The sequence below is a fragment of the Streptomyces sp. ID05-26A genome, assembly GCF_033794685.1.
Lineage (GTDB): Bacteria > Actinomycetota > Actinomycetes > Mycobacteriales > Pseudonocardiaceae > Lentzea.
The window spans coordinates 2,070,724-2,090,010 of the sequence record NZ_JARAYZ010000001.1 but is presented as its reverse complement, the minus strand read 5'-3'; the positions used below and the strand labels follow the sequence as shown (position 1 = coordinate 2,090,010).

The following is a 19,287-nucleotide window of genomic DNA, read 5'->3' as shown; positions in this document are numbered from 1 at the left end:
CTTCACCCGTGAGGGTGATCATCGTGCTGGCGTTGCTGCTGGCCTGCGGTGCCTCCGGCGTGCCCGTGCGGTCGGAGGTGATCCGCTGGCTGCCCGTGTGGCAGGCCGTGCCGACGCTCTCCGGTGCCGTGCCGGATCCGAGCGTGCGCACGACGGTCGACCTCGCGGCGGGCGGCACCTCGGTCCGGGTGCGCCTGTCGAACCTGATGGGCACCAGGCCGGTCCGCGTCGAGCAGGTGACCGTCACCGCGGACGGCGAGACGCGGCAGCTCACGTTCGGCCGTTCCCGCGCCGTCACGATCAGGGCCCGTGCCGAGGTCTACAGCGACGCCGTGCAGCTCAGGACCACCAAGACGCTGGACGTCAGCACGTACTCCCCCGCCGGCACGCCGTGCCAGGCCCGTGCGCACCGCACGATCACGTCGACGCGTGACCGGATCTGCCTCGTCTCGGCCGTCGAGGTCGCGGGCTTCACGGCGCCGGGTGCGGTGGTGATGTTCGGCGACTCGATCACCGAGGGCTTCCACGAGAACACCTGGCCGTCGTTGGTGCAGAGCGACTACGCGGTCCTGAACGCGGGCATCAACGGCAACGGCGTGGTGCTGGGCAACGCGCCGATGGTCACCCGTGTGGACCGGGACGTCCTGTACAGCAAGGAAGTCCGCAAGGTCGTGCTGCTCGGCGGCATCAACGACATCCAGAGCGGTGTCAACGCCGAGAACGTCATCGCCGGCATCCGCACGATCCAGCTGCGGTGTCAGAACAAGGGCGTGGAGTTCCACGTCGGCACCATCACGCCGTGGCGCGGCTGGTTCGCGTGGACAGAGGAGAGGGAACAGCAGCGCCAGAAGGTGAACGCGTGGATCCGCGCCACCTTCCCCGCCGCCATCGACTTCGACGAGGCCGTGCGCGACCCCGCCGATCCGCTCAGACTGCGTCCGGAGTTCGACTCCGGTGATCACCTGCATCCGAACGGGACCGCATTCGGTGCAATGGCTCGCCTCGTACGGGTTTGACCAGCCGGCGGTCCGGCGCGTCGGCCAGCACGCCCGCCAACGGGTCGTCGTCGCCCGCCATCCGCACGAGGTCGCGCTCCGGGTGGTAGATCTCCTTGAGGATCATCACGCACAACGCGATGACGGCGGCGTCACGCAGCAGCACGGCGCCGAGGAACCAGTCGATCGGCAGACCCTTGTTGTCCGTGCCGAGGTAGAAGTACATGCGCGGCACCCACACCAGCGCGTCGACCGTCATCCACGCCAGCAGCAACTTCCAGCGCGGCAACGCGAGCACCGCCAGCGGCACCAGCCACAACGAGTACTGCGGGCTCCACACCTTGTTCGTCAGCAGGAACGCCGCCACGACCAGGAACCCGAGCTGCGCGAGGCGGGGCCTCGTCGGTGCCGAGAGGGCCACGTAGGCGATGCCGGCGCAACAGACGAGGAACAGCACCATGCTGACCGTGTTGAGGACCGTCGGCGGTTGCCCCTGCGTCAGCCCGGGGTCGAAGCCCGGCCAGCCCGTCCACTGCACGAGCACGTTGTAGAGCGTGTCCGGGTCGGCGTTGCGTTCGGTGTTGAGGCGGAAGAACTCTCTCCAGCCCGTCTGCGATGCCGGGTTCAGCGCGATCGGCGCGTTGACGAGCGCCCACGCGCCTATGGCCGCCGCGGTGGTGGTGAGGCCCACCTTGATCCTGTTGGACCGCCAGCACAACAAGAGCAACGGCCCGAGCAGGAACAACGGATAGAGCTTCGCCGCACCACCGAGCCCCAGCAGCACACCGGCGAGCACAGGTTTCTTCCGCGCCCACGCCAGCAGTCCGGCCGTGGCGAACGCCGTCGCGATGGTGTCGAAGTTCGTGAACGCGTGCACGATGACCAGCGGAGACACCGCGACGATCGCCGCGTCCCAGGTGCGCCGCCGGGCGATCCGGGCGACCGAGAACACCGTCACCAGCCAGGCCACGGCCAGCCAGAACGCGGTGACGTTGAAGAACACGACCACCGTCATGGGCATCCCCGGCACGAGCGCCACGAGACCCTGCGCCACGCGGGCGTTGAGCCACATGAACAGCCCGGTGACCACGGGGTACTCCATGTACCGGACGTGCTCGGTCGGCTTGCCCTCATCGTCCTTCCACGAGGTGATGTACGGGAAGGAACCGCGCTGGTCGAGGCGTTCCGCGGTGTAGAGCGGCACCGTGTCGGAGTAGCAGAGCGCGGTGAACTGCTTGCTGCCCCGCCAGTCGAGTTGCACGACGCCCTTGTCGTCCACGTACTGCTGGATGCACGGCGACTTCTGCACCCAGCCCAGCAGCAACGTGACCACGGCGAGCATCAGGACGACCCGCAGCGCCGTCCAGAAGTAGTTCCGGCCGACCTGCGCGTGCTTGCCGAGCGGACCGCCGAACGGTCTGCTCAGACCGCGGGCGAGCGACTCGGTCCAGGTGGGTGCGACGCGCTCTTCGCGGGTGAGCGAGTCGGTCTCCTCGGCGAGGTCGGACTCGGACGCCTCGGCGGGAAGCTCGGCAGGGCTGCTGGGCACGGGGCGGATGTTACGGCCAAGACCGTTTCGCCGTGGTCAACATCCCAGGTAACGCACAAAGCGAAGGGGCCCGGTGCGTGTGCACCGGGCCCCTTCGCGGGTCAGCCACCTGGTCGAGGTCGACCGCTGGTGGACGTCTCGGGATCGTCGGACGGGTCGGGGCAGTTGATCCCCGGGATGCAACCGGGGTTCTGCTTCGTGGTCGTCGTCGGCTTACCCGGATCCGTGGTCGTCACCGGCGGGTTGTTGCTCGACGGCGTGCTGTTGGTGGACGGCGTCGTCGGCGGATCGGACTTCTTCGGCGGGTTGAAGTTGCCCAGGGGGACCGGCTTCGGGAACGCTTCCTTCTGCGCGCCAGCGAGGGCGCCGTCCATGAACTTCTTCCACATCAGGCCGGGAAGACCGGAGCCGAAGACCGGGTTGCCCCTGGCGTCCCTGATGGCCACGTTGCCCGCGTCCTTGCCGACCCACACGGAGGCGGAGAGTTGCGGCGTGTAGCCGACCATCCAGGCCTTCGAGTTCTGGTCGCGGCTGCCCGCGAGCTCGTGCGTACCGGTCTTGCCGGCGCACGGACGGGCGTTGGCGCACGCGATCGCCCCTGACGGGATCTCCTTCAACGTCTCCGTGACGTTGTCGGCGATGTCGCGGCTCTTCGTCTCCACCGGGTCGAACGCCGGAACGGGCTGGTCGACGTGCTGGTAGAGCATCTCGCCGGTCGGGCCCACGATCTTCGTGACGAAGAACGGGGCGCGGTACACACCGCGGGCCGCGAACGTCGCGAACGCCGAGGCCATGTCGAACGGCCGCACCTGGGCGCTGTCGGCACCGATGGCGATACCGGCGGTGGGCGCGTTGCCGCCCTCACCGACCAGCGTCTGCTTCGCCTGGCCGCCGACCATCACGGTCTTCGGGATGCCGGCCGCGTGTGCCGCGTCCGCCACGGCCTTCGTGCCCGTGCCCTGGGGGCCCGCCACCATCTCGTAGAAGACGGTGTTGAGGGACTCCTTCATGGCCTGCTTGGTCGTGCATTCCTTGCCGCACTGGGTGTTGCTGGCGTTGCGGATCTCGACGCCGGCGATCTTGCGAGGCGTGGCGTCGTAGGTGTCGCCGATGCCCTTGCCGCGCTTCAGGTCGGCCACCAGGTCGAACGGCTTGAACGACGAGCCTGCCTCCTGGACCGTGCCCTTGGCGTAGTCGATGCCCTTGAGGCCGTCCTTGCCGGGGTAGTAGGCCCTGACCGCGCCGGACTGCGGTTCGATCGCGCTGAGCGACGTGCGCAGGTCGGGGTCCTGGTTGGCCATCACCGAGTTCACGGCGTCGAGCGCGGCCTGCTGCATCTTCGGGTCGATCGTCGTGGTGACGGTGACGCCGACCTTCTGGGCCTTCTCCATGGTGAGACCGACGAGCTCGCTGTCGATCTCGTTCTGGACCTGCTGGCTGACGCGGGCGAGCGGGCCGTCGAGGCTCGCGGGCTGCGTCTGCTCGAACGGCAGCGGCTTCGGGTACTGGCGGGCGTCGTAGTCGGCCTGGCTGATCCAGCCCTTCTGGCGCATCTGGTCCATCACGAACTCCCAGCGCTTCTTCGCGTGCTCCTCGTCCTCCGACCAGGAGGGGATCTGGATCATGCCCGCGATGAAAGCGGCCTCGGAAGGAGTGAGGTCCTTCATCGGCTTGTTGTAGTAGACCTGCGCCGCGGCCTTCATGCCGTTCGCACCACGACCGAAGTACACGGTGTTCATGTACGCGGTGAGGATCGTGTTGTGGTCCGACTCGTTGCTCATCTTGTAGGCCTTGACGAGCTCTTTGAACTTACGAGTCAGCGTCGCGTCCTCTTGACCGGTCGCCTTCTTGATGTACTGCTGCGTCAGACCGGAACCACCGGAACTGCCGCCGGTCGCCTGAAGCCAGACGGCGCGGGCGATGGCCTTCACGTCGAAGCCGGGGTTGTCGTAGAAGCCCGCGTCCTCCGCGGCCATGACGGCCTGCTTGACGGAGTCCGGGAGCTCCTCGTACGTGAGCAGCGTGCGGTTCTGGCCGGGCGAGGTGATCTTGCCCATCTCGGTGCCGTCCGAGTAGAGCAGGGTGATCGTCTTGTCCTGGTCGGCGGCGATGTCGTTCGGCCGGGGCCAGTCGACGAGCGGGTACGCGACCGCGATGGCGATCACCGGACCCAGGAGCATCAGGCCGATCGAGACGAACGCGGCGATCCGGACACGCTTCCAGATCTTCTTCTTGCGCAGACGACGCTCCTCCTCTTCGGTGAGCTCCGGCTCGTCGTCGTAGTACTCGTCCTCGTCGTCGTCCATGCCGGCCATGAGGAACTCGTCGTCGGGCTCGCGGTGGGTGATGAGCTCGGGCTCGCGCTGCGTCGTCGGACGGTTGACCGGCGGCATCTGCGTGGTGCGCTCTTCACCGGGCTTGCGCGGGGGCACGCCGGGACGGCCGGGGCCGCCGGGACCACCCTGCGGGCCTCCGGGACCGCCTGGTCCACCGGGGCGGCGGGCGCCGGGGGGCGGGGCGATGGGCATGCCACCGGGAGGCGTCGGCGGGCGGTTGCCCGGACCACCGGGACCACCCGGACCGCCCTGCGGGCCGCCGGGACCGCTCATGGGCCCCTGCGGACGCCCGGGCGCACCCTGAGGCCCGCCCTGCGGACCGCCTGGTCCGTTCGGGCGGCGTGGGGGCTGCTGCTGTGGGAAACCACCAGGTGGCGTGCCACCCTGGGGAGGGCGCGCGAAACCACCGGGTGGGGTACCCGGTCGTGGCTGATTCGGGACATCGCGCCTCGTGCCGCCGCCGTCCGGGTCGTCCCCGGTCGGCCACTGCGGCTCGCCTCCGCGCTGCCGGTCATCATGCTGGTCGTTCACGTGAAAAGGCCTCCCAGACCGGCGTGCATCAGCACACGGTTCGGTGGTCGTACTTCATTCGGAGCAGTGTCACCTGTGGGTCATTCCGCCGCAGTCCTCCTGCGTGGCTTTTCCAGCCCACGCTTCCCCAGGACGTATGACTGCACCAGGTGGTTCCAACTGCACGTGCGGCAAACTTCAACTAGGTACACGGAGAACTCGTCGAAGAGGTTCGCCATCTTCACCAGTTCTTCAGGCGTGCGCGCCGAGCCGGCCGCGTGCTTGAGCTCGTCACCGTAGACCCACGACACGTGGGTGAGCGGTTCCTTGCGGCACACCGGACAAGGCACTTGGGTCGCCGTCCCGTGGAACTTCGCAGCTCGCAGCAGGTACGGGTTCGCGTCGCAGACCTCCATGGTGCCCGTCCGACCGGCATAGACCTCCGCCAGCAGCGCACGGCGCTGCAGCGAGTAGTCCACCACCTGTCGTTGGGTCAACACGTGACAAGAGTACGTGCCGGGCGCTTTCCGATGATGGGCCGTTCAGGGCAGCAGGACCCGGCGCGGTATCACGGTGTGCCACATCCCACAGTTGAAAGGGACCATCGATGTATCGAGCCGATATAATCACCTCACCTATCGGTGCAGGTGCGAGGAGGTGACTCGTGTTCGAGTTCGCGCTGCTCGGCCTGCTGCACGAGGCGCCCATGCACGGCTACGAGCTGCGCAAGCGCTTGCATGACCTGCTCGGAGCGTTTCGAGCGTTCTCCTACGGATCGCTGTACCCAACACTGCGGCGACTCCAGAGGGCGGGCCTGATCGTGGAGGAGGGGCCGGAGGAATCGGCTCTTTCTTGGGGACGTCGGGCTCGCAAGGTCTACGAGCTCACGCCGGAAGGCAAGGAGCGGTTCGCCGATCTCCTGGCCAACGCGGGGCCGCAGACCTGGGACGACGACTCGTTCGGAGTCCACCTGGCGTTCTTCTCGCGCACGCCGGCCGACGTCAGGATGCGCATCCTGGAAGGCCGTCGGCGGTGTGTCGAAGAACGCAGGGAAGGGCTTCGCGAGCGGCTCACGCGCACGGGCGAGCAGATCGACCGCTACACCCGTGAGCTGCACAGCCAGGGCCTGGAAAGCACGGAGCGCGAGGTGCGGTGGCTCAACGAGCTCATCGCGCACGAGAAGTCCGAGCAGGACGAGTAGCACTTCACTGTTGATCAAGGAGGACTCGGCAATGGGCGAAAACCGCCGCACCGTTCGAGTGGCCATCGTCGGGGTGGGCAACTGCGCGGCGTCGCTCGTGCAGGGCGTCCACTACTACCGGGACGCCGACCCGAGCACCCGCGTGCCCGGTCTCATGCACGTGCAGTTCGGTGACTACCACGTGCGCGATGTCGAGTTCGTCGCAGCGTTCGACGTGGACGCGAAGAAGGTCGGTGTCGACCTCTCGGAGGCCATCGGGGCCAGCGAGAACAACACGATCAAGATCGCGGACGTGCCGCCGCTCGGCGTCGTCGTGCAGCGCGGGCACACCTACGACGGTCTCGGGAAGTTCTACCGGGAGACGATCGAGGAGTCCGACTCCGAGCCCGTCGACGTGGTCGCCGCGTTGCGCGAGGCCGAGGTCGACGTGCTGGTCTCGTACCTGCCGGTGGGTTCCGAGGACGCGGACCGCTTCTACGCCCAGTGCGCCATCGACGCCGGTGTCGGCTTCGTCAACGCCCTGCCGGTCTTCATCGCGTCGGACCCGGAATGGGCGGAGAAGTTCCGCGCGGCCGGTGTCCCGATCGTCGGTGACGACATCAAGTCCCAGGTCGGCGCCACCATCACGCACCGCGTGCTGGCGAAGCTGTTCGAGGACCGCGGTGTCCAGCTCGACCGCACCATGCAGCTGAACGTCGGCGGCAACATGGACTTCCTGAACATGAAGGAACTGGAGCGACTGGAGTCCAAGAAGGTCTCCAAGACCCAGGCCGTCACGTCCCAGGTGGACCGCGAGATGGGCAAGCGCAACGTCCACATCGGTCCGTCGGACTACGTGGCGTGGCTCGACGACCGCAAGTGGGCCTACGTGCGTCTCGAGGGCCGTGCCTTCGGCGACGTGCCGCTGAACCTCGAGTACAAGCTGGAGGTCTGGGACTCCCCGAACTCCGCGGGCATCATCATCGACGCGGTCCGCGCGGCGAAGATCGCCCTCGACCGGGGCATCGGCGGCCCGATCCTCTCGGCGTCGTCGTACTTCATGAAGTCCCCGCCCGTGCAGTACTCGGACTCCGAGGCCCACGAGGCCGTCGAGAAGTTCATCCGCGGCGAGGTGTGATGACGAGGGGCCGCTCACGAGCGGCCCCTTCTCTCATCGCTTCGAGAGCCGGAGTTTCTGCCAGCTGCCGTCCGCGGTCCACCCACCGTCGACGGGCAGCGCGACACCGTTGATGTACCGCGCGTTGTCGCTCGCCAGGAACCGCACGGCCTGTGCGATGTCATCGGGCGCAGCGAACCGCCCCATGGGCACGTGCTCGGTGATGTCCTCGTCGACGTAATAACCGCCGGCCTGCGACTCGACGTCCATCTCGGTCTTGACCCAGCCGGGACACACGGCGTTGACCCTGATCCCCCGCCCGCCCCACTCGACGGCGAGCGTGCGCGTCAACCCGATCAGCCCGTGCTTCGTCGTGTTGTACGCGGCCCGGTCCGCCACCCCCTGCAGCCCGGCGACGGACGCGATGTTGACGATGCTGCCGGAGCCCTGGGCCAGCATGACCCTGCCCAGCGCCTGAGTGAGCAGGAACGGCCCGGTCAGGTTGACCGCCATGACCCGTTCCCACTGCTCGAGGCTGGTGTCCTCGAACGGCACGATGCCGGCGATCCCGGCGTTGTTGACCAGCACGTCGACCCTGCGGTGAGTGCTCATGACGTGCTCGGTGAGCCGTTGGACGTCCGCGGCGCTGGCCACGTTGCCGACGATCCCGTCCTTGCTCTCCTGCAGGTCGAAGCCGACGACGGCGAACCCGTCCTCGCGGAGCACGTCGGCGATCCGCAGCCCCATGCCCTGCGCTGTGCCGGTGACCACGGCAACTCGTTGCGTCATACCGGCCACGCTAGGCAGAGGTGGCCCTTCCGGCACAGTCACGTTCGTGTGTTCGGAGTCTCAGCGAAAGTGCTGCTTCCGCTAGGTTCGCCCGGTGCGCACGCTGCTCGTCGCCCTCCCCGGCCTGGTCCTCGCCGGCATCGGCCTGACCCACCCGCACTACTTGGACGCGTCGACCGCCCAGTGGTGGCGGGACATGCACGTCATCCTGGCGGTGATCTTCCCGCTGCTCGGTGCGGCGCAATGGGTCCTGCTCGACGGCAGCCCGCGCTACGTCCGCTACCCGGCCCGCGCGGCCGCGTTCGGCTACGTCGTCTTCTACGGCGCGCTGGACGCGTTGGCGGGCATCGGTGGTGGCGCGCTCGCCATCGCCAACGGCGGCAGGTCGGCCACCGACGCGCCCATCTTCAAGATCGGCAACCAGCTCGGAACCGTTGGCGCGTGGTGCTTCTTCGCGGCCAGCCTCGCGATCGTGGTGTGCGCGCTGCTCAAGGACCGCCTCAAGGCGATCCCGGGCGCGGTCTTCCTCACGCTCGGCAGCTATCTGTTCCTCAGCAGCCACATCTACTGGCCGAAGGGCGTGATCGCCTGCACCTGCATCGCGATCGGCATGGCCGCGATCAGCTACGCCAGCGCGTCGGGCAGGTCGGTGATCGAGGACAGCACCCGCACCTGAGCCAGCACGTCGGCGGCAGGCGGGAAGTGCGGGTTCGGCACGGCGAACACGGTCATGCCGGCGGCCAGCGCGGCCTTCAGGCCGTTGGTCGAATCCTCGACGGCGTAACAGGAGTCAGCCGAGACCCCGAGCTGCGCGGCCGCCGCGAGGTAGACGTCCGGTGAGGGCTTTCCGGCGGCGCACGACTCCGACGACACGGCGACGGGCACGTGCAGGCCCGTCGCGTCCAGGAACGCCTTGATCAGCACGGCCGGTGCGGACGAGGCGATCGCCACCGGGAACCGCGACGAGACGAGACGTACCGTCTCGTCGGCGCCCGGGATGAGCGGGAGGTGCGCGGCGTAGGCCTTCTCCATCTCGGCGATCACGCCGGCGGACGCCTCGGCCGGCGTCAACTGGACGCCCAACGACACCAGGTACGCGCCCCACTCCGGTGTCGACATCCCCTGCATGGCACGGGTCGCCTCAGGAGTCCACGTGCCGCCGTGGGCGGCGGCGAACGCCTGGCGCACCTCGTCCCACACCTGCTCGGAGTCGATCAGCACGCCGTCGAGGTCGAAGATCACCGCATCCACGCCGGCCACCGTACCCTGTGGCGCACGATACTTCGCTATGCTAATCAAAATCGGTTAGGCTAGCTAAGTGAATTTCAAGGCTCAGCCCAAACAGGTGTGGATCACGGCATTCGCCGCCGTGATCGCCTTCATGGGGATCGGGCTCGTGGACCCGATCCTGCTGTCCATCGCAGAGGGTCTGCACGCAACACCCGCGCAGGTCACCCTGCTGTTCTCCTCCTACCTCGGCGTCCAGGTCGTGGCGATGCTCTTCACGGGCGCTGCGACGGCGCGGTTCGGGGCCAAGCGCACGCTCGTCGGTGGGCTCGCGCTGATCGTCGTCGCCACGCTGGCCTGTGCCGCGGCGGGCAGCATCGGTCAGCTCGTCGGACTGCGGGCCGTGTGGGGGCTCGGCAACGCGTTCTTCATCGCCACCGCGCTCAGCGTCATCGTCGGCGCCGCCAGTGGCGGGCAGAAGGCCGCGATCCTGCTCTACGAGGCCGCGCTCGGTCTCGGGCTGAGCGTCGGGCCGCTCCTCGGGGCTTTGCTCGGCAGCTTCTCGTGGCGCGGGCCGTTCCTCGGGACGGCGATCCTCATGGCGGCGGCACTGATCCTTTGTGCAACGTTCCTGGCCAAGGACTCGCACGAAGAACGTCCGAGGATCAGCCTGCTCGACCCGCTCAAGTCGCTCAGGAACCCCACCCTGTTGCGCACGTCGGTCGGAGCGGCGCTCTACACGGCCGCGTTCTTCACAGTTCTCGCCTGGTCGCCGTTCGTCCTGCAATGGGGTGCCGTCGAGATCGGACTGATCTTCTTCGGCTGGGGCGTCTGCGTCGCCGTGTCGAGTGTTTTCCTCGCGCCGCGACTCGCTGACCGTGTCGGTGAGAAGACCGCAATCATCGGATCTGTGCTGGCCTTTGCCGTGCTGATGCTGCTGATGGCGGTGCCCGCCAAGCCGCTGCTGGTGGTCGCGGTCATCGTGAGCGGGCTGGTAAGCGGCCTGCTCAACACGTTGTTCACCGGCACCGCGATGAGCGTCAGCGACGCGCCGCGGCCGGTGGCGAGCGCCGGGTACAACTTCCTGCGGTGGCTGGGCGGCGCCTTGGCCGCGACCTTCGTCAGTCACCTGGCCCAGCCGTTTGTCGTCGCGGCGGTCCTCTGTCTCGTCGCCGCCGGGCTGCTGACGTTCAACAGGACGGACACAAGGGACGTTCCGTCCGAAGCTGTGCTCGCGGGTGAACAACTTGTGGGTTAACAAAGCATGAACGGACGCCTACGGTCGGTTGCGGTTCCCGAACCGACCGTAGGAGGCCACCACCATGATTCCTCTGCCGCTCGTCAACCACCGCGTCGGCAGAGCCGCGGTGACGTGCGAGTACCGCTGTGGGGACGCGTGCTTCCACGACGTTCCGAACACTTCGGACAACCCGTACTTCGGTGACCTGGTCAGCCGGCGCACCGCGCTCAAGGCCGGCGCAGTCGTCGCGGCCGCCGCGACCATCGCCGCCCCGGCCACCGCGGCAGCCGCCGCCGAACCCCAGCAGTCCCAGGGTCGCCCACCCAGGGGACTCGACTTCAAGCCCGTCGCGGTCAACACCAAGGACGAGGTCGTCGTGCCCGAGGGGTACGAGCAGGGGATCGTGATCCGCTGGGGCGACCCGCTCTTCCCCGGCGTCCCCGAGTTCGACTTCGACAACCAGACCGCCGCGAAGCAGGCCAAGCAGTTCGGCTTCAACTGCGACTTCGCCGCCATCCTGCCGCTGGACCCGTTGGACCTGACCGGGATCATGGTCACGAACCACGAGTACACCAGCGAGACGTTCATGTTCCGCGGCTACGACCCGAACAACCCCACCGAGGAGCAGGTGAAGATCGGCTGGGCCGCGCACGGCCTGTCGGTGTTCATGATCAAGCGCTCGCTGTTCTCCGGCCACTACAAGGCGAAGTTCAGCAAGTACAACCGCCGCATCACCCTCCACACGCCGTTCGAGGTCCGTGGTCCCGCGGCGGGCAGCGACCTGCTGAAGACCTCCGTCGACCCCACCGGCAAGAGGGTCCTCGGCACGATCAACAACTGCGCCGGCGGCGTCACCCCGTGGGGCACGATCCTGTCCGGCGAGGAGAACTTCAACCAGTACTTCGGCAACGCAGCCGGCCGCAACGACCCGAGGCTCACCAGGTACGGCGTCACGGGAACCGCGACCACGCGCAAGTGGGAGCGCTTCGACAAGCGCTGGGACCTTGCCCAGGAACCCAACGAGGTCAACAGGTTCGGCTGGGTCATCGAGCTCGACCCCAACGACCCGGACTCCACGCCGATCAAGCACACGCACCTCGGCCGCTTCAAGCACGAGACCGCGAACATCCGCGTCGCCGACGACGGCCGCATCGTCGCGTACTCCGGTGACGACGAGCGGTTCGAGTACATCTACAAGTTCATCTCCAACGGGAAGATGAAGCGCGGCAACAGCAAGGCCGCGCGCCGCCACAACATGACGCTGCTCGACGACGGCACGCTCTACGTGGGCCGCTTCAAGGGCGACAGCCCGGTGTCCGAGATCGACGGCACCGGAAAGCTGCCCAGCGACGGCAAGTTCGACGGCACCGGCGAGTGGATCCCGCTGGCGGCGGGCAAGAAGTCGTTCGTGCCGGGCATGACCGCCGAGGAGGTCTACGTCTTCACGCGGATCGCCGCGGACAAGGTCGGCGCCACGAAGATGGACCGTCCCGAGGACATCCAGTGTCACCCGCGCACCGGCACGGTCTACTGCGCGCTCAGCAACAACGTCGAGCGCGGCGTCACCGCCGGCAAGGAAGGCGCGACCGAGCCGAACCCGCGGATCAACAACCGGCACGGGCAGGTGCTGGAGTTGACCGAACGCCGGGGCGACGCGCTCGCGCTGACGTTCAACTGGGGCCTGTTCCTGGTCTGCGGCTTCCCCGAGGACCCGAACACCTACTTCGGCGGCTACGACAAGTCGCAGGTCAGCCCGATCTCCAGTCCGGACAACGTCGCGTTCGACCGGCACGGCAACCTGTGGATCTCCACGGACGCCGACGGCAAGCTCGACGGGCTGAACGACGGCCTCTACGGCGTGCCGCTGGAAGGCCCCGAACGCGGTCACCTCAAGCTGTTCCTCACGGTGCCGCGCGGTGGTGAGACCTGCGGTCCGGTGATCGGCGAGCGGGTGATCACGGTGTGCGTCCAGCACCCCGGCGAGGTGGACGGCGCCAGCGCCGACAAGCCCGCGTCGAACTGGCCGGACCGCGGCACCAGCAGGCCGAGGCCGTCGGTCGTCGCGGTGTGGCGCAAGGGCCGGCGTCAACTCGGTGAGATCGGCTGATCACACCGCGTGCTGTGATCATTCGGGTGTAGGGCGAGTTCGTCTGCCGTTCATCTGCTGGACGGCAGGCGAACTCGTTCGGCTCTTAGGTTCGGCCAGTTCCCACCACTGACCGATCTCGGAGGCCTGCGTGTCCTCACCCACCGATCGTGGCCGTCGCCTGCTGCCCCTGCTCACGGCCAACCACCCGCTCGGGCGTCAGGCCGTCACCTGCGAGTTCCGCTGCGGCAACGCCTGTGCCCACGAGGCGCCCAACACGTCGAAGAACGCGTACTTCGCCGACGTCGTCAAGGAGGTCGTGAGCCGCCGCGGCATGTTGAAGGCCGGTGCGGTCGTCGCGGCCGCCGGCGCCGGTGCGCTCGCGTTCTCCGGTTCCGCCACCGCCGCCCCGGCGCACGCCGAGGCCCGTGGCCACGGCGGCAACGACCCCGGCGGTCTGAACTTCGAGCCGGTGCAGCCCAACACGCTCGACCAGATCAGCGTGCCCAAGGGGTTCCAGCAGGACGTCGTCATCCGCTGGGGTGACGGGGTGCTGGACGACGCGCCGAAGTTCGACTTCGACAACCAGACTCCTGAGGCGCAGGCCAAGCAGTTCGGTTTCAACAACGACTTCTGCGGCCTGGTCCCGGTTCCGGGTTACCACGACAGCTGGCTCATGGTGAGCAACCACGAGTACACGACCGAGTCGTTCATGTTCAAGGACTGGTCGTCCACCACGATCACCGAAAAGCACGCCAAGATCGCGTGGGCCGCGCACGGCCTGTCGGTCGTGATGGTCGACCGCGACCCGCGCACCGGCAAGCTCTTCGTCTGCCCGGACGACAAGAAGAAGTACAACCGCCGCATCACCCTCACCACGCCGTTCGAGGTGAAGGGCCCGGCCGCCGGATCGAAGTTCCTCAAGACCTCCGCCGACCCGACGGGCCGCAGGGTCCTCGGCACGCAGAACAACTGCGCCGGTGGCGTCACGCCGTGGGGCACGATCCTGTCCGGCGAGGAGAACTTCAACCAGTACTTCGCCAACGCGAGCCAGGTCACCGACCCGGACACGAAGGCGAAGTTCGCCCGCTACGGCATCAGCGGCGGCGCGTCCCTGCGGCAGTGGGAGCGCTTCGACAAGCGCTTCGACCTGGCCCAGGAACCCAACGAGGCCAACAGGTTCGGCTGGATCGTCGAGATCGACCCGCTCGACAAGAACTCGACGCCGGTCAAGCACACCGCACTCGGCCGCTTCAAGCACGAGGGCGCGAACGTCATCGTCGCCAAGGACGGTCGCGTGGTCGCGTACATGGGCGACGACGAGCGCTTCGACTACATGTACAAGTTCGTCACCGACGAGAAGATGCAGAAGGGCGGCTCGAAGCGCGCCCGCGAGCACAACAAGCAGTTGCTGGACAAGGGAACGCTCTACGTCGCCAAGTTCACCGGTGACAGCCCGGCCGCCGAGATCGACGGCACCGGCAAGCTGCCCGCCGACGGTGAGTTCGACGGCTCCGGCGAGTGGATCGCGCTGGCGCACAACGACAAGTCGTTCGTGCCCGGCTTCACCGCCGAGGAGGTCTACGTCTTCACGCGCCTGGCCGCGGACAAGGTGGGCGCCACGAAGATGGACCGCCCGGAGGACGTCGAGCCCTCGACGCACAACCGCCGGATCTACGCCGCACTGACCAACAACACCGACCGCGGCAAGGCGGGCAAGGAAGGCCCGACCGAGATCAACCCGCGCAACGGCAACAAGCACGGCCACGTCCTGGAGATCGAGGAGCGCCGCAGCGACAACACGGCGCTGACGTTCTCGTGGAAGCTGCTGCTCGTCTGCGGCGACCCGAAGGACCCCGGCACGTACTTCGGCGGCTACGACAAGTCTCAGGTCAGCGCGATCTCCTGCCCGGACAACGTCGCGTTCGACACGCACGGCAACCTGTGGATCTCCACGGACGGCAACGCGTTGGCGTCCAACGACGGCCTGTTCGCGGTGCCGGTCGAGGGCCCGAAGCGCGGCCAGGTCAAGCAGTTCCTCACCGTCCCCAAGGGCGCGGAGACCTGCGGCCCGGTCATCACCGAGGACTTCGTGCTGGTGTCCGTGCAGCACCCCGGCGAGATCGACGGCGCCTCGGCCAACAACCCGCTCTCGCACTGGCCGGACGGCGGCACCTCGCAGCCGCGGCCGTCCGTCGCGGTGGTGTGGCGCAAGGACCGCAGGAAGATCTGCGACTGATCCGGTGAACCGGTGCGGCCGCCCGTCCGCGGGACGGGTGGCCGCGCAACCAGCTGAGACGGTACTGAACCGGTCCGCATTTCGGTCCGTACGACAGCAGGTGATGAAACGAACTGGCATCGTCCTGGTCGCATCAAGCCTTCTGGGCATCCTCGTCGGAGGCGTGAGCTCCACCGCCGCGCCGACCGAGGCTGCCACGAGCGAGTCCTCCGCGAGGGTCGCACCCGCCGTACAGGTCCCGCCCGGCCACAAGATCGTTCAGCGGCTCCAGGCCAAGGGTGTGCAGACCTACACCTGCACAACGGGGGCCTGGAAGGGCCTCGAACCCGCGGCCACCCTGGCGGACCGCCTCGGCAGGGGGGTCGGACTGCACTCGCGCGGTCCGATCTGGGTCTCCACCGTCGACGGCAGCGCGGTCGAGGCCGCCCCGGTCGACGGCGCCCGCAACGAGGTGCCGGGAGCCGTTCCCGAACTCCTCCTGAAGTCCAAGTCCACCAGGGGTTCCGGTGTCTTCGAGGGCGTCAGCTACGTGCAGCGCCTCAACACCAAGGGCGGCGTCGCACCCGCCGGTAGCTGCACCGAAGGCGCCCAGACCTCCGTCAAGTACGAAGCCCTCTACACCTTCTCCGTGCCCGCCCTCTGAACGAGCGCGACGACTGCCGCCACGACCATCGTGATGCCGACGACCCAGAGGCCGGTCTTCTGGGTCCCGGTGAGGTCGGCCAGGGAACCGGTGACGTAGGGCGCCACGAAGCCGCTCAGGTTGCCCAACGAGTTGATCAACGCGATCCCACCCGCGGCGGCCGCACCGCCGAGGAAGCTCGTGGGAAGTGCCCAGAACGTCGGCAGCGCGGCGCAGACACCGATGGCGCAGACGGAGACCGCGACCATCGCCGCGACGGGGTTGTCGAGGTAGAGCGCGAACGGAATCGCCACCCCGCCCAGCAACATCGGCGCGGCGACGTGCCACTTCCGTTCTCCGGTGCGGTCGCCGTGCCTGGCCCACAGGACCATGGCGACCGCGCCGAGGACGTACGGGATGGCGTTGATCAGCCCGCGCTCGACGATCCCCGCGCCCGGCGCGAGGCCCTTGATGATCGTCGGCAGGAAGAACCCCAGCGTGTACAACCCGTAGACGATCCCGAAGTACACGAAGCTCAACGCCAGGATGCGCGGGTGCGTCAGGGCCTTCTTCAACGGCCAGTGCTCCTGCTGCGGCTCCTCCTCGACGGCCTCGGCGGGCTTGTCCGGCAACCAGAACCACGTCACGAACGCCAGCGCGATCGCCGGCAGCCCCTCGATGAGGAACATCGTGCGCCAGTCCGTCCACTGGATCAGCAACCCGCTGAACGTGGCCCCGAGCGCCGTCGAGATCGGCACCGCCACCATGAACAGCGCGACGATGCGCGCCCGTTCCTTCTGCGGGTACCAGTAGGTCAGGTACAGGATGATCCCCGGGAAGAACCCGGCCTCCGCCACACCCAGCAGGAACCGCAGCACGATCAGCACGGTCCCGTTGGGCACGAACGCCATGGCCGTGGCGACGATCCCCCAGCTGACCATGATCCGCGCGATCCACCGGCGCGCCCCGAACCTGTGCAGCGCCAGGTTGCTCGGCACCTCGAGCAGCAGGTACCCGATGAAGAACACCCCGGACGCGAACCCGAACACCGTCGCCGAGAGCTGGAGTTCCTCCGACATGCCGTTCGGCCCGGCGAACCCGATGTTGACCCGGTCCAGGTAGTTGATGAAGTAGAGCAGGCACAGGTACGGCAGGATCAACTTCCTGGGCACTATGGTCCCCCCATGAGTGATCGTCCGGTCGCCCTCGTCACCGGGGCATCCAGCGGAATCGGCTCGGCCATCGCCAGAAGTCTGGCCCCCACCCACGACCTGCTGCTAGGCGGACGCGACGAGGACTCCCTGTCCGTGCTCGCCGCCGAACTCCCCGGAGCGCGGGCCTGGCCGTTCGACCTGACGAACGTCGCCTCGGCCGACCTGGGTCCGCTCGCCCGCCTCGACGTGATCGTCCACAGCGCCGGCATCGCCCTGCTCGGCCCGTTGGGCGAGGCCTCCCAGGAGGACTGGCGCAGGACCTTCGACGTGAACGTCTTCGCCGTCGCCGAACTGACGAACCTGGTCCTTCCGCAGCTCCGCGCCGCGGGCGGCCACGTGGTGCTGATCAACTCGGGCGCCGGCCTCGCCGCGAACCCCGGCTGGGGCGTCTACGCGGCGTCGAAGTTCGCGCTGCGGGCCTACGCGGACGCCCTGCGCGGCGACGAGCCGGCGTTGCGGGTGACCACGGTCTACCCCGGCCGCACCGCCACGCCGATGCAGCAGGACGTGCGGCGTCAGGAGGGCGGCGAGTACGACCCGTCGCTCTACATCGACCCGGCCTCGGTGGGGCGGGCGGTGGCGTCGGCCGTGCTGGCGACGCCCGACGCCCACATCACCGAGATCAACGTGCGGTCCCGGCCGCACTAGTTGTCCACAGGCTTGTCAACAGCCTGTGGTTACGAGTTGACGCTCCGCAGTCGCTGAGCCACCGCGGTCACCCCGGCCTGCGCTTCGTGGCGGTCCACCCGAGTGGACTCCCCTTCGGCGACCACGTGGTCACCGGCGACCCACACGTCGGTGACCCGGCGCGACCCGGACCCCCACACGAGGTTCGCCAGCAGCTGCGAGTCGGGTGCGTCCAGCCCGGTGGCGAACGCCGGGTCGTCGGCGGCGATGTGCACGACGTCGCCCCAGCGCCCGGCCTCCAGCGTGCCGATGTCGTCGCGTCCGAGCGCGTCGGCACCACCGCGGGTGGCCATCAGCAACGCCTGCGCCGCCCCGAGCACGGTGGCGTCCATCTTCGAGACCCGGGCGAACAGCCCCGCGAGCCGAGCCTCCTCGAACAGGTCCAGGTCGTCGTTGGACGCCGGCCCGTCCGTGCCCAGCCCGACGTTCACCCCGGCGGCCAGCATCTCCGGCACCCTCGCGATCCCCGACGCGAGCTTCGCGTTCGACCCGGGGCAGTGTGCGACACCGACGCCGTACGACGCGTACAGCGCGATGTCGTCGTCGGACAGGTGCACGGAGTGTGCGGACAGCACGCGGCCGCCCAGTACTTCCGAGGCCTTCATCAGCGCCGGCACCGACCCGAACTCGGCGCGTGCGGCCTCGTCCTCGAACGGCGACTCGGCCACGTGCACCATGAACAACGCGCCACGGTCGCGCGCCTCGGCGGCGATCGACGTCAACTGCGGAGCCGACAGCGTGTAGGCGGAGTGCGGCCCGTAGGCCAGTTCGACGCGCTCACCGGGCCCGAACCGCAGGCCGTCGGCGTCGATCCACGCGGAGATCTCGCCGGTCAGCGACTTCCAGTCCATCCCGGGCACGTCGAGGATCGCGCCGCCGAACACCACGCGTGAGCCGGCCGCGAGCACCGAGGACACCAGCTCGGGGCCGTGGAAGTACATCTCGGCGGACGTGGTGACGCCGTGCCGCAGCATCTCGACCGCGCCCAGCAGCATGCCGGTGCCGACGTCGGCCGCGGTCATCTGCGCCTCGTTCGGCCACATCTGCTCCTGCAGCCACCGCAGCAGCGGCAGGTCGGAGCCCAGGCCGCGCAGCACCGTCATCGGGCTGTGCGCGTGGGTGTTGATCAGGCCGGGCAGCAGGATGCCGGAGAGCGACCGGACCTCGCCGTCGAAGGCGGGCGCCTCGGAAGCGGCACCCACGTAGGTGATCCGGCCGTCGACGACGTCCACGACCGCGTCGCGCAACACGGCGCAGGACGGATCGCAGGGCAGGACCACCGGGGCGTGTAGACGCAGTGACATGCGGGGAATCCTGCCATTGTGACGCCAGTCACAAGCATGCATACATCCGGACGGGATGGGAATCCTGATCGTGTCGGGCGCGGGCCGACCCCCAGGGTCCGCCCCGGCCTAAAACTTTTCCCCATCCAAGGGGCCCGTCACGCGTGAGCGACGGGCCCTTTGTGCATCCATGAGCAACCACGGGTAGGACAG

The 19,287-nt window shown here is 68.3% G+C and carries 16 protein-coding genes; 9 read left to right on the top strand and 7 right to left on the bottom strand.

The features are described from left to right. The first annotated feature begins 8 nt into the window (after positions 1–8). Entirely contained in the window at positions 9–1,016 is a 1,008-nt protein-coding gene (locus PV646_RS10355) for a GDSL-type esterase/lipase family protein (RefSeq protein WP_500341209.1), read from the top strand. On the opposite strand, the gene PV646_RS10350 is transcribed toward PV646_RS10355, so the two are convergent. From PV646_RS10350 to PV646_RS10340, 3 genes are all read right to left on the bottom strand, one after another. Next, positions 928–2,544 carry a glycosyltransferase family 87 protein gene (locus PV646_RS10350; RefSeq protein ID WP_500341208.1) on the bottom strand — a complete coding sequence of 539 codons (1,617 nt, stop codon included), beginning with the start codon at positions 2,542–2,544 and terminating at the stop codon, positions 928–930. The two genes, PV646_RS10355 and PV646_RS10350, sit on opposite strands and share 89 nt — an antisense overlap. 101 nt (positions 2,545–2,645) lie before the next feature. Then, a complete protein-coding gene (locus tag PV646_RS10345) occupies positions 2,646–5,153 on the bottom strand; it encodes a transglycosylase domain-containing protein (protein WP_500341207.1) in 2,508 nt (835 codons plus the stop codon). 338 nt (positions 5,154–5,491) lie between these two features. Further along, positions 5,492–5,890 carry a DUF5318 domain-containing protein gene (locus PV646_RS10340; protein ID WP_500341206.1) on the bottom strand — a complete coding sequence of 133 codons (399 nt, stop codon included), beginning with the start codon at positions 5,888–5,890 and terminating at the stop codon, positions 5,492–5,494. 164 nt (positions 5,891–6,054) lie between these two features. Here PV646_RS10340 and PV646_RS10335 point away from each other — a divergent pair, with 164 nt between their 5' ends. After that, complete coding sequence (locus PV646_RS10335; RefSeq protein WP_189157466.1) at positions 6,055–6,591, top strand: PadR family transcriptional regulator; 537 nt, start codon at positions 6,055–6,057, stop codon at positions 6,589–6,591. Positions 6,592–6,622: 31 nt separating this feature from the next. After that, on the top strand, positions 6,623–7,708 hold the full coding sequence (locus tag PV646_RS10330; RefSeq protein ID WP_452250421.1) for an inositol-3-phosphate synthase: 1,086 nt from the start codon (positions 6,623–6,625) through the stop codon (positions 7,706–7,708). Between the two features lie 33 nt (positions 7,709–7,741). Here PV646_RS10330 and PV646_RS10325 read toward each other — a convergent pair whose 3' ends face one another. Next, positions 7,742–8,476 carry an SDR family NAD(P)-dependent oxidoreductase gene (locus PV646_RS10325; RefSeq protein WP_500341205.1) on the bottom strand — a complete coding sequence of 245 codons (735 nt, stop codon included), beginning with the start codon at positions 8,474–8,476 and terminating at the stop codon, positions 7,742–7,744. Between the two features lie 94 nt (positions 8,477–8,570). Between PV646_RS10325 and PV646_RS10320 the strand changes: the two genes are divergently transcribed. Then, the gene (locus tag PV646_RS10320; protein ID WP_500341204.1) at positions 8,571–9,152 is read left to right on the top strand and encodes a hypothetical protein; all 582 of its coding nucleotides are present in this window, start codon (positions 8,571–8,573) and stop codon (positions 9,150–9,152) included. On the opposite strand, the gene PV646_RS10315 is transcribed toward PV646_RS10320, so the two are convergent. Continuing rightward, entirely contained in the window at positions 9,101–9,727 is a 627-nt protein-coding gene (locus tag PV646_RS10315) for an HAD family hydrolase (RefSeq protein WP_500341203.1), read from the bottom strand. The two genes, PV646_RS10320 and PV646_RS10315, sit on opposite strands and share 52 nt — an antisense overlap. 67 nt (positions 9,728–9,794) lie before the next feature. Between PV646_RS10315 and PV646_RS10310 the strand changes: the two genes are divergently transcribed. The 4 genes from PV646_RS10310 to PV646_RS10295 all read left to right on the top strand — a co-directional run bounded on the left by PV646_RS10310 (position 9,795) and on the right by PV646_RS10295 (position 15,911). Then, positions 9,795–10,961 carry an MFS transporter gene (locus tag PV646_RS10310; RefSeq protein WP_500341202.1) on the top strand — a complete coding sequence of 389 codons (1,167 nt, stop codon included), beginning with the start codon at positions 9,795–9,797 and terminating at the stop codon, positions 10,959–10,961. A 64-nt stretch (positions 10,962–11,025) separates the two neighbouring features. Then, on the top strand, positions 11,026–13,050 hold the full coding sequence (locus PV646_RS10305) for a PhoX family protein (RefSeq protein ID WP_500341201.1): 2,025 nt from the start codon (positions 11,026–11,028) through the stop codon (positions 13,048–13,050). 130 nt (positions 13,051–13,180) lie between these two features. Further along, complete coding sequence (locus PV646_RS10300; RefSeq protein WP_500341200.1) at positions 13,181–15,268, top strand: PhoX family protein; 2,088 nt, start codon at positions 13,181–13,183, stop codon at positions 15,266–15,268. 103 nt (positions 15,269–15,371) lie between these two features. After that, the gene (locus PV646_RS10295) at positions 15,372–15,911 is read left to right on the top strand and encodes a DUF3455 domain-containing protein (RefSeq protein ID WP_500341199.1); all 540 of its coding nucleotides are present in this window, start codon (positions 15,372–15,374) and stop codon (positions 15,909–15,911) included. On the opposite strand, the gene PV646_RS10290 is transcribed toward PV646_RS10295, so the two are convergent. After that, positions 15,884–17,062 (bottom strand): MFS transporter, encoded by a 1,179-nt coding sequence (locus PV646_RS10290; RefSeq protein WP_500341198.1) that lies wholly within the window; start codon positions 17,060–17,062, stop codon positions 15,884–15,886. The two genes, PV646_RS10295 and PV646_RS10290, sit on opposite strands and share 28 nt — an antisense overlap. Positions 17,063–17,074: 12 nt before the next feature. Here PV646_RS10290 and PV646_RS10285 point away from each other — a divergent pair, with 12 nt between their 5' ends. After that, positions 17,075–17,752 (top strand): SDR family oxidoreductase, encoded by a 678-nt coding sequence (locus PV646_RS10285; RefSeq protein ID WP_500341197.1) that lies wholly within the window; start codon positions 17,075–17,077, stop codon positions 17,750–17,752. 29 nt (positions 17,753–17,781) lie between these two features. On the opposite strand, the gene PV646_RS10280 is transcribed toward PV646_RS10285, so the two are convergent. Then, complete coding sequence (locus PV646_RS10280; RefSeq protein WP_500341196.1) at positions 17,782–19,095, bottom strand: amidohydrolase family protein; 1,314 nt, start codon at positions 19,093–19,095, stop codon at positions 17,782–17,784. Positions 19,096–19,287: the final 192 nt, after the last annotated feature.

Bases quoted from the DNA above. Each gene is read 5' to 3' on its own strand.
- PV646_RS10345 (WP_500341207.1), bottom strand. From the start codon at position 5,153: ATGAGCGGTCCCGGCGGCCCGCAGGGCGGTCCGGGTGGTCCCGGTGGT.
- PV646_RS10330 (WP_452250421.1), top strand. From the start codon at position 6,623: ATGGGCGAAAACCGCCGCACCGTTCGAGTGGCCATCGTCGGGGTGGGC.
- PV646_RS10325 (WP_500341205.1), bottom strand. From the start codon at position 8,476: ATGACGCAACGAGTTGCCGTGGTCACCGGCACAGCGCAGGGCATGGGG.
- PV646_RS10305 (WP_500341201.1), top strand. From the start codon at position 11,026: ATGATTCCTCTGCCGCTCGTCAACCACCGCGTCGGCAGAGCCGCGGTG.
- PV646_RS10295 (WP_500341199.1), top strand. From the start codon at position 15,372: ATGAAACGAACTGGCATCGTCCTGGTCGCATCAAGCCTTCTGGGCATC.
- PV646_RS10285 (WP_500341197.1), top strand. From the start codon at position 17,075: ATGAGTGATCGTCCGGTCGCCCTCGTCACCGGGGCATCCAGCGGAATC.
- PV646_RS10280 (WP_500341196.1), bottom strand. From the start codon at position 19,095: ATGTCACTGCGTCTACACGCCCCGGTGGTCCTGCCCTGCGATCCGTCC.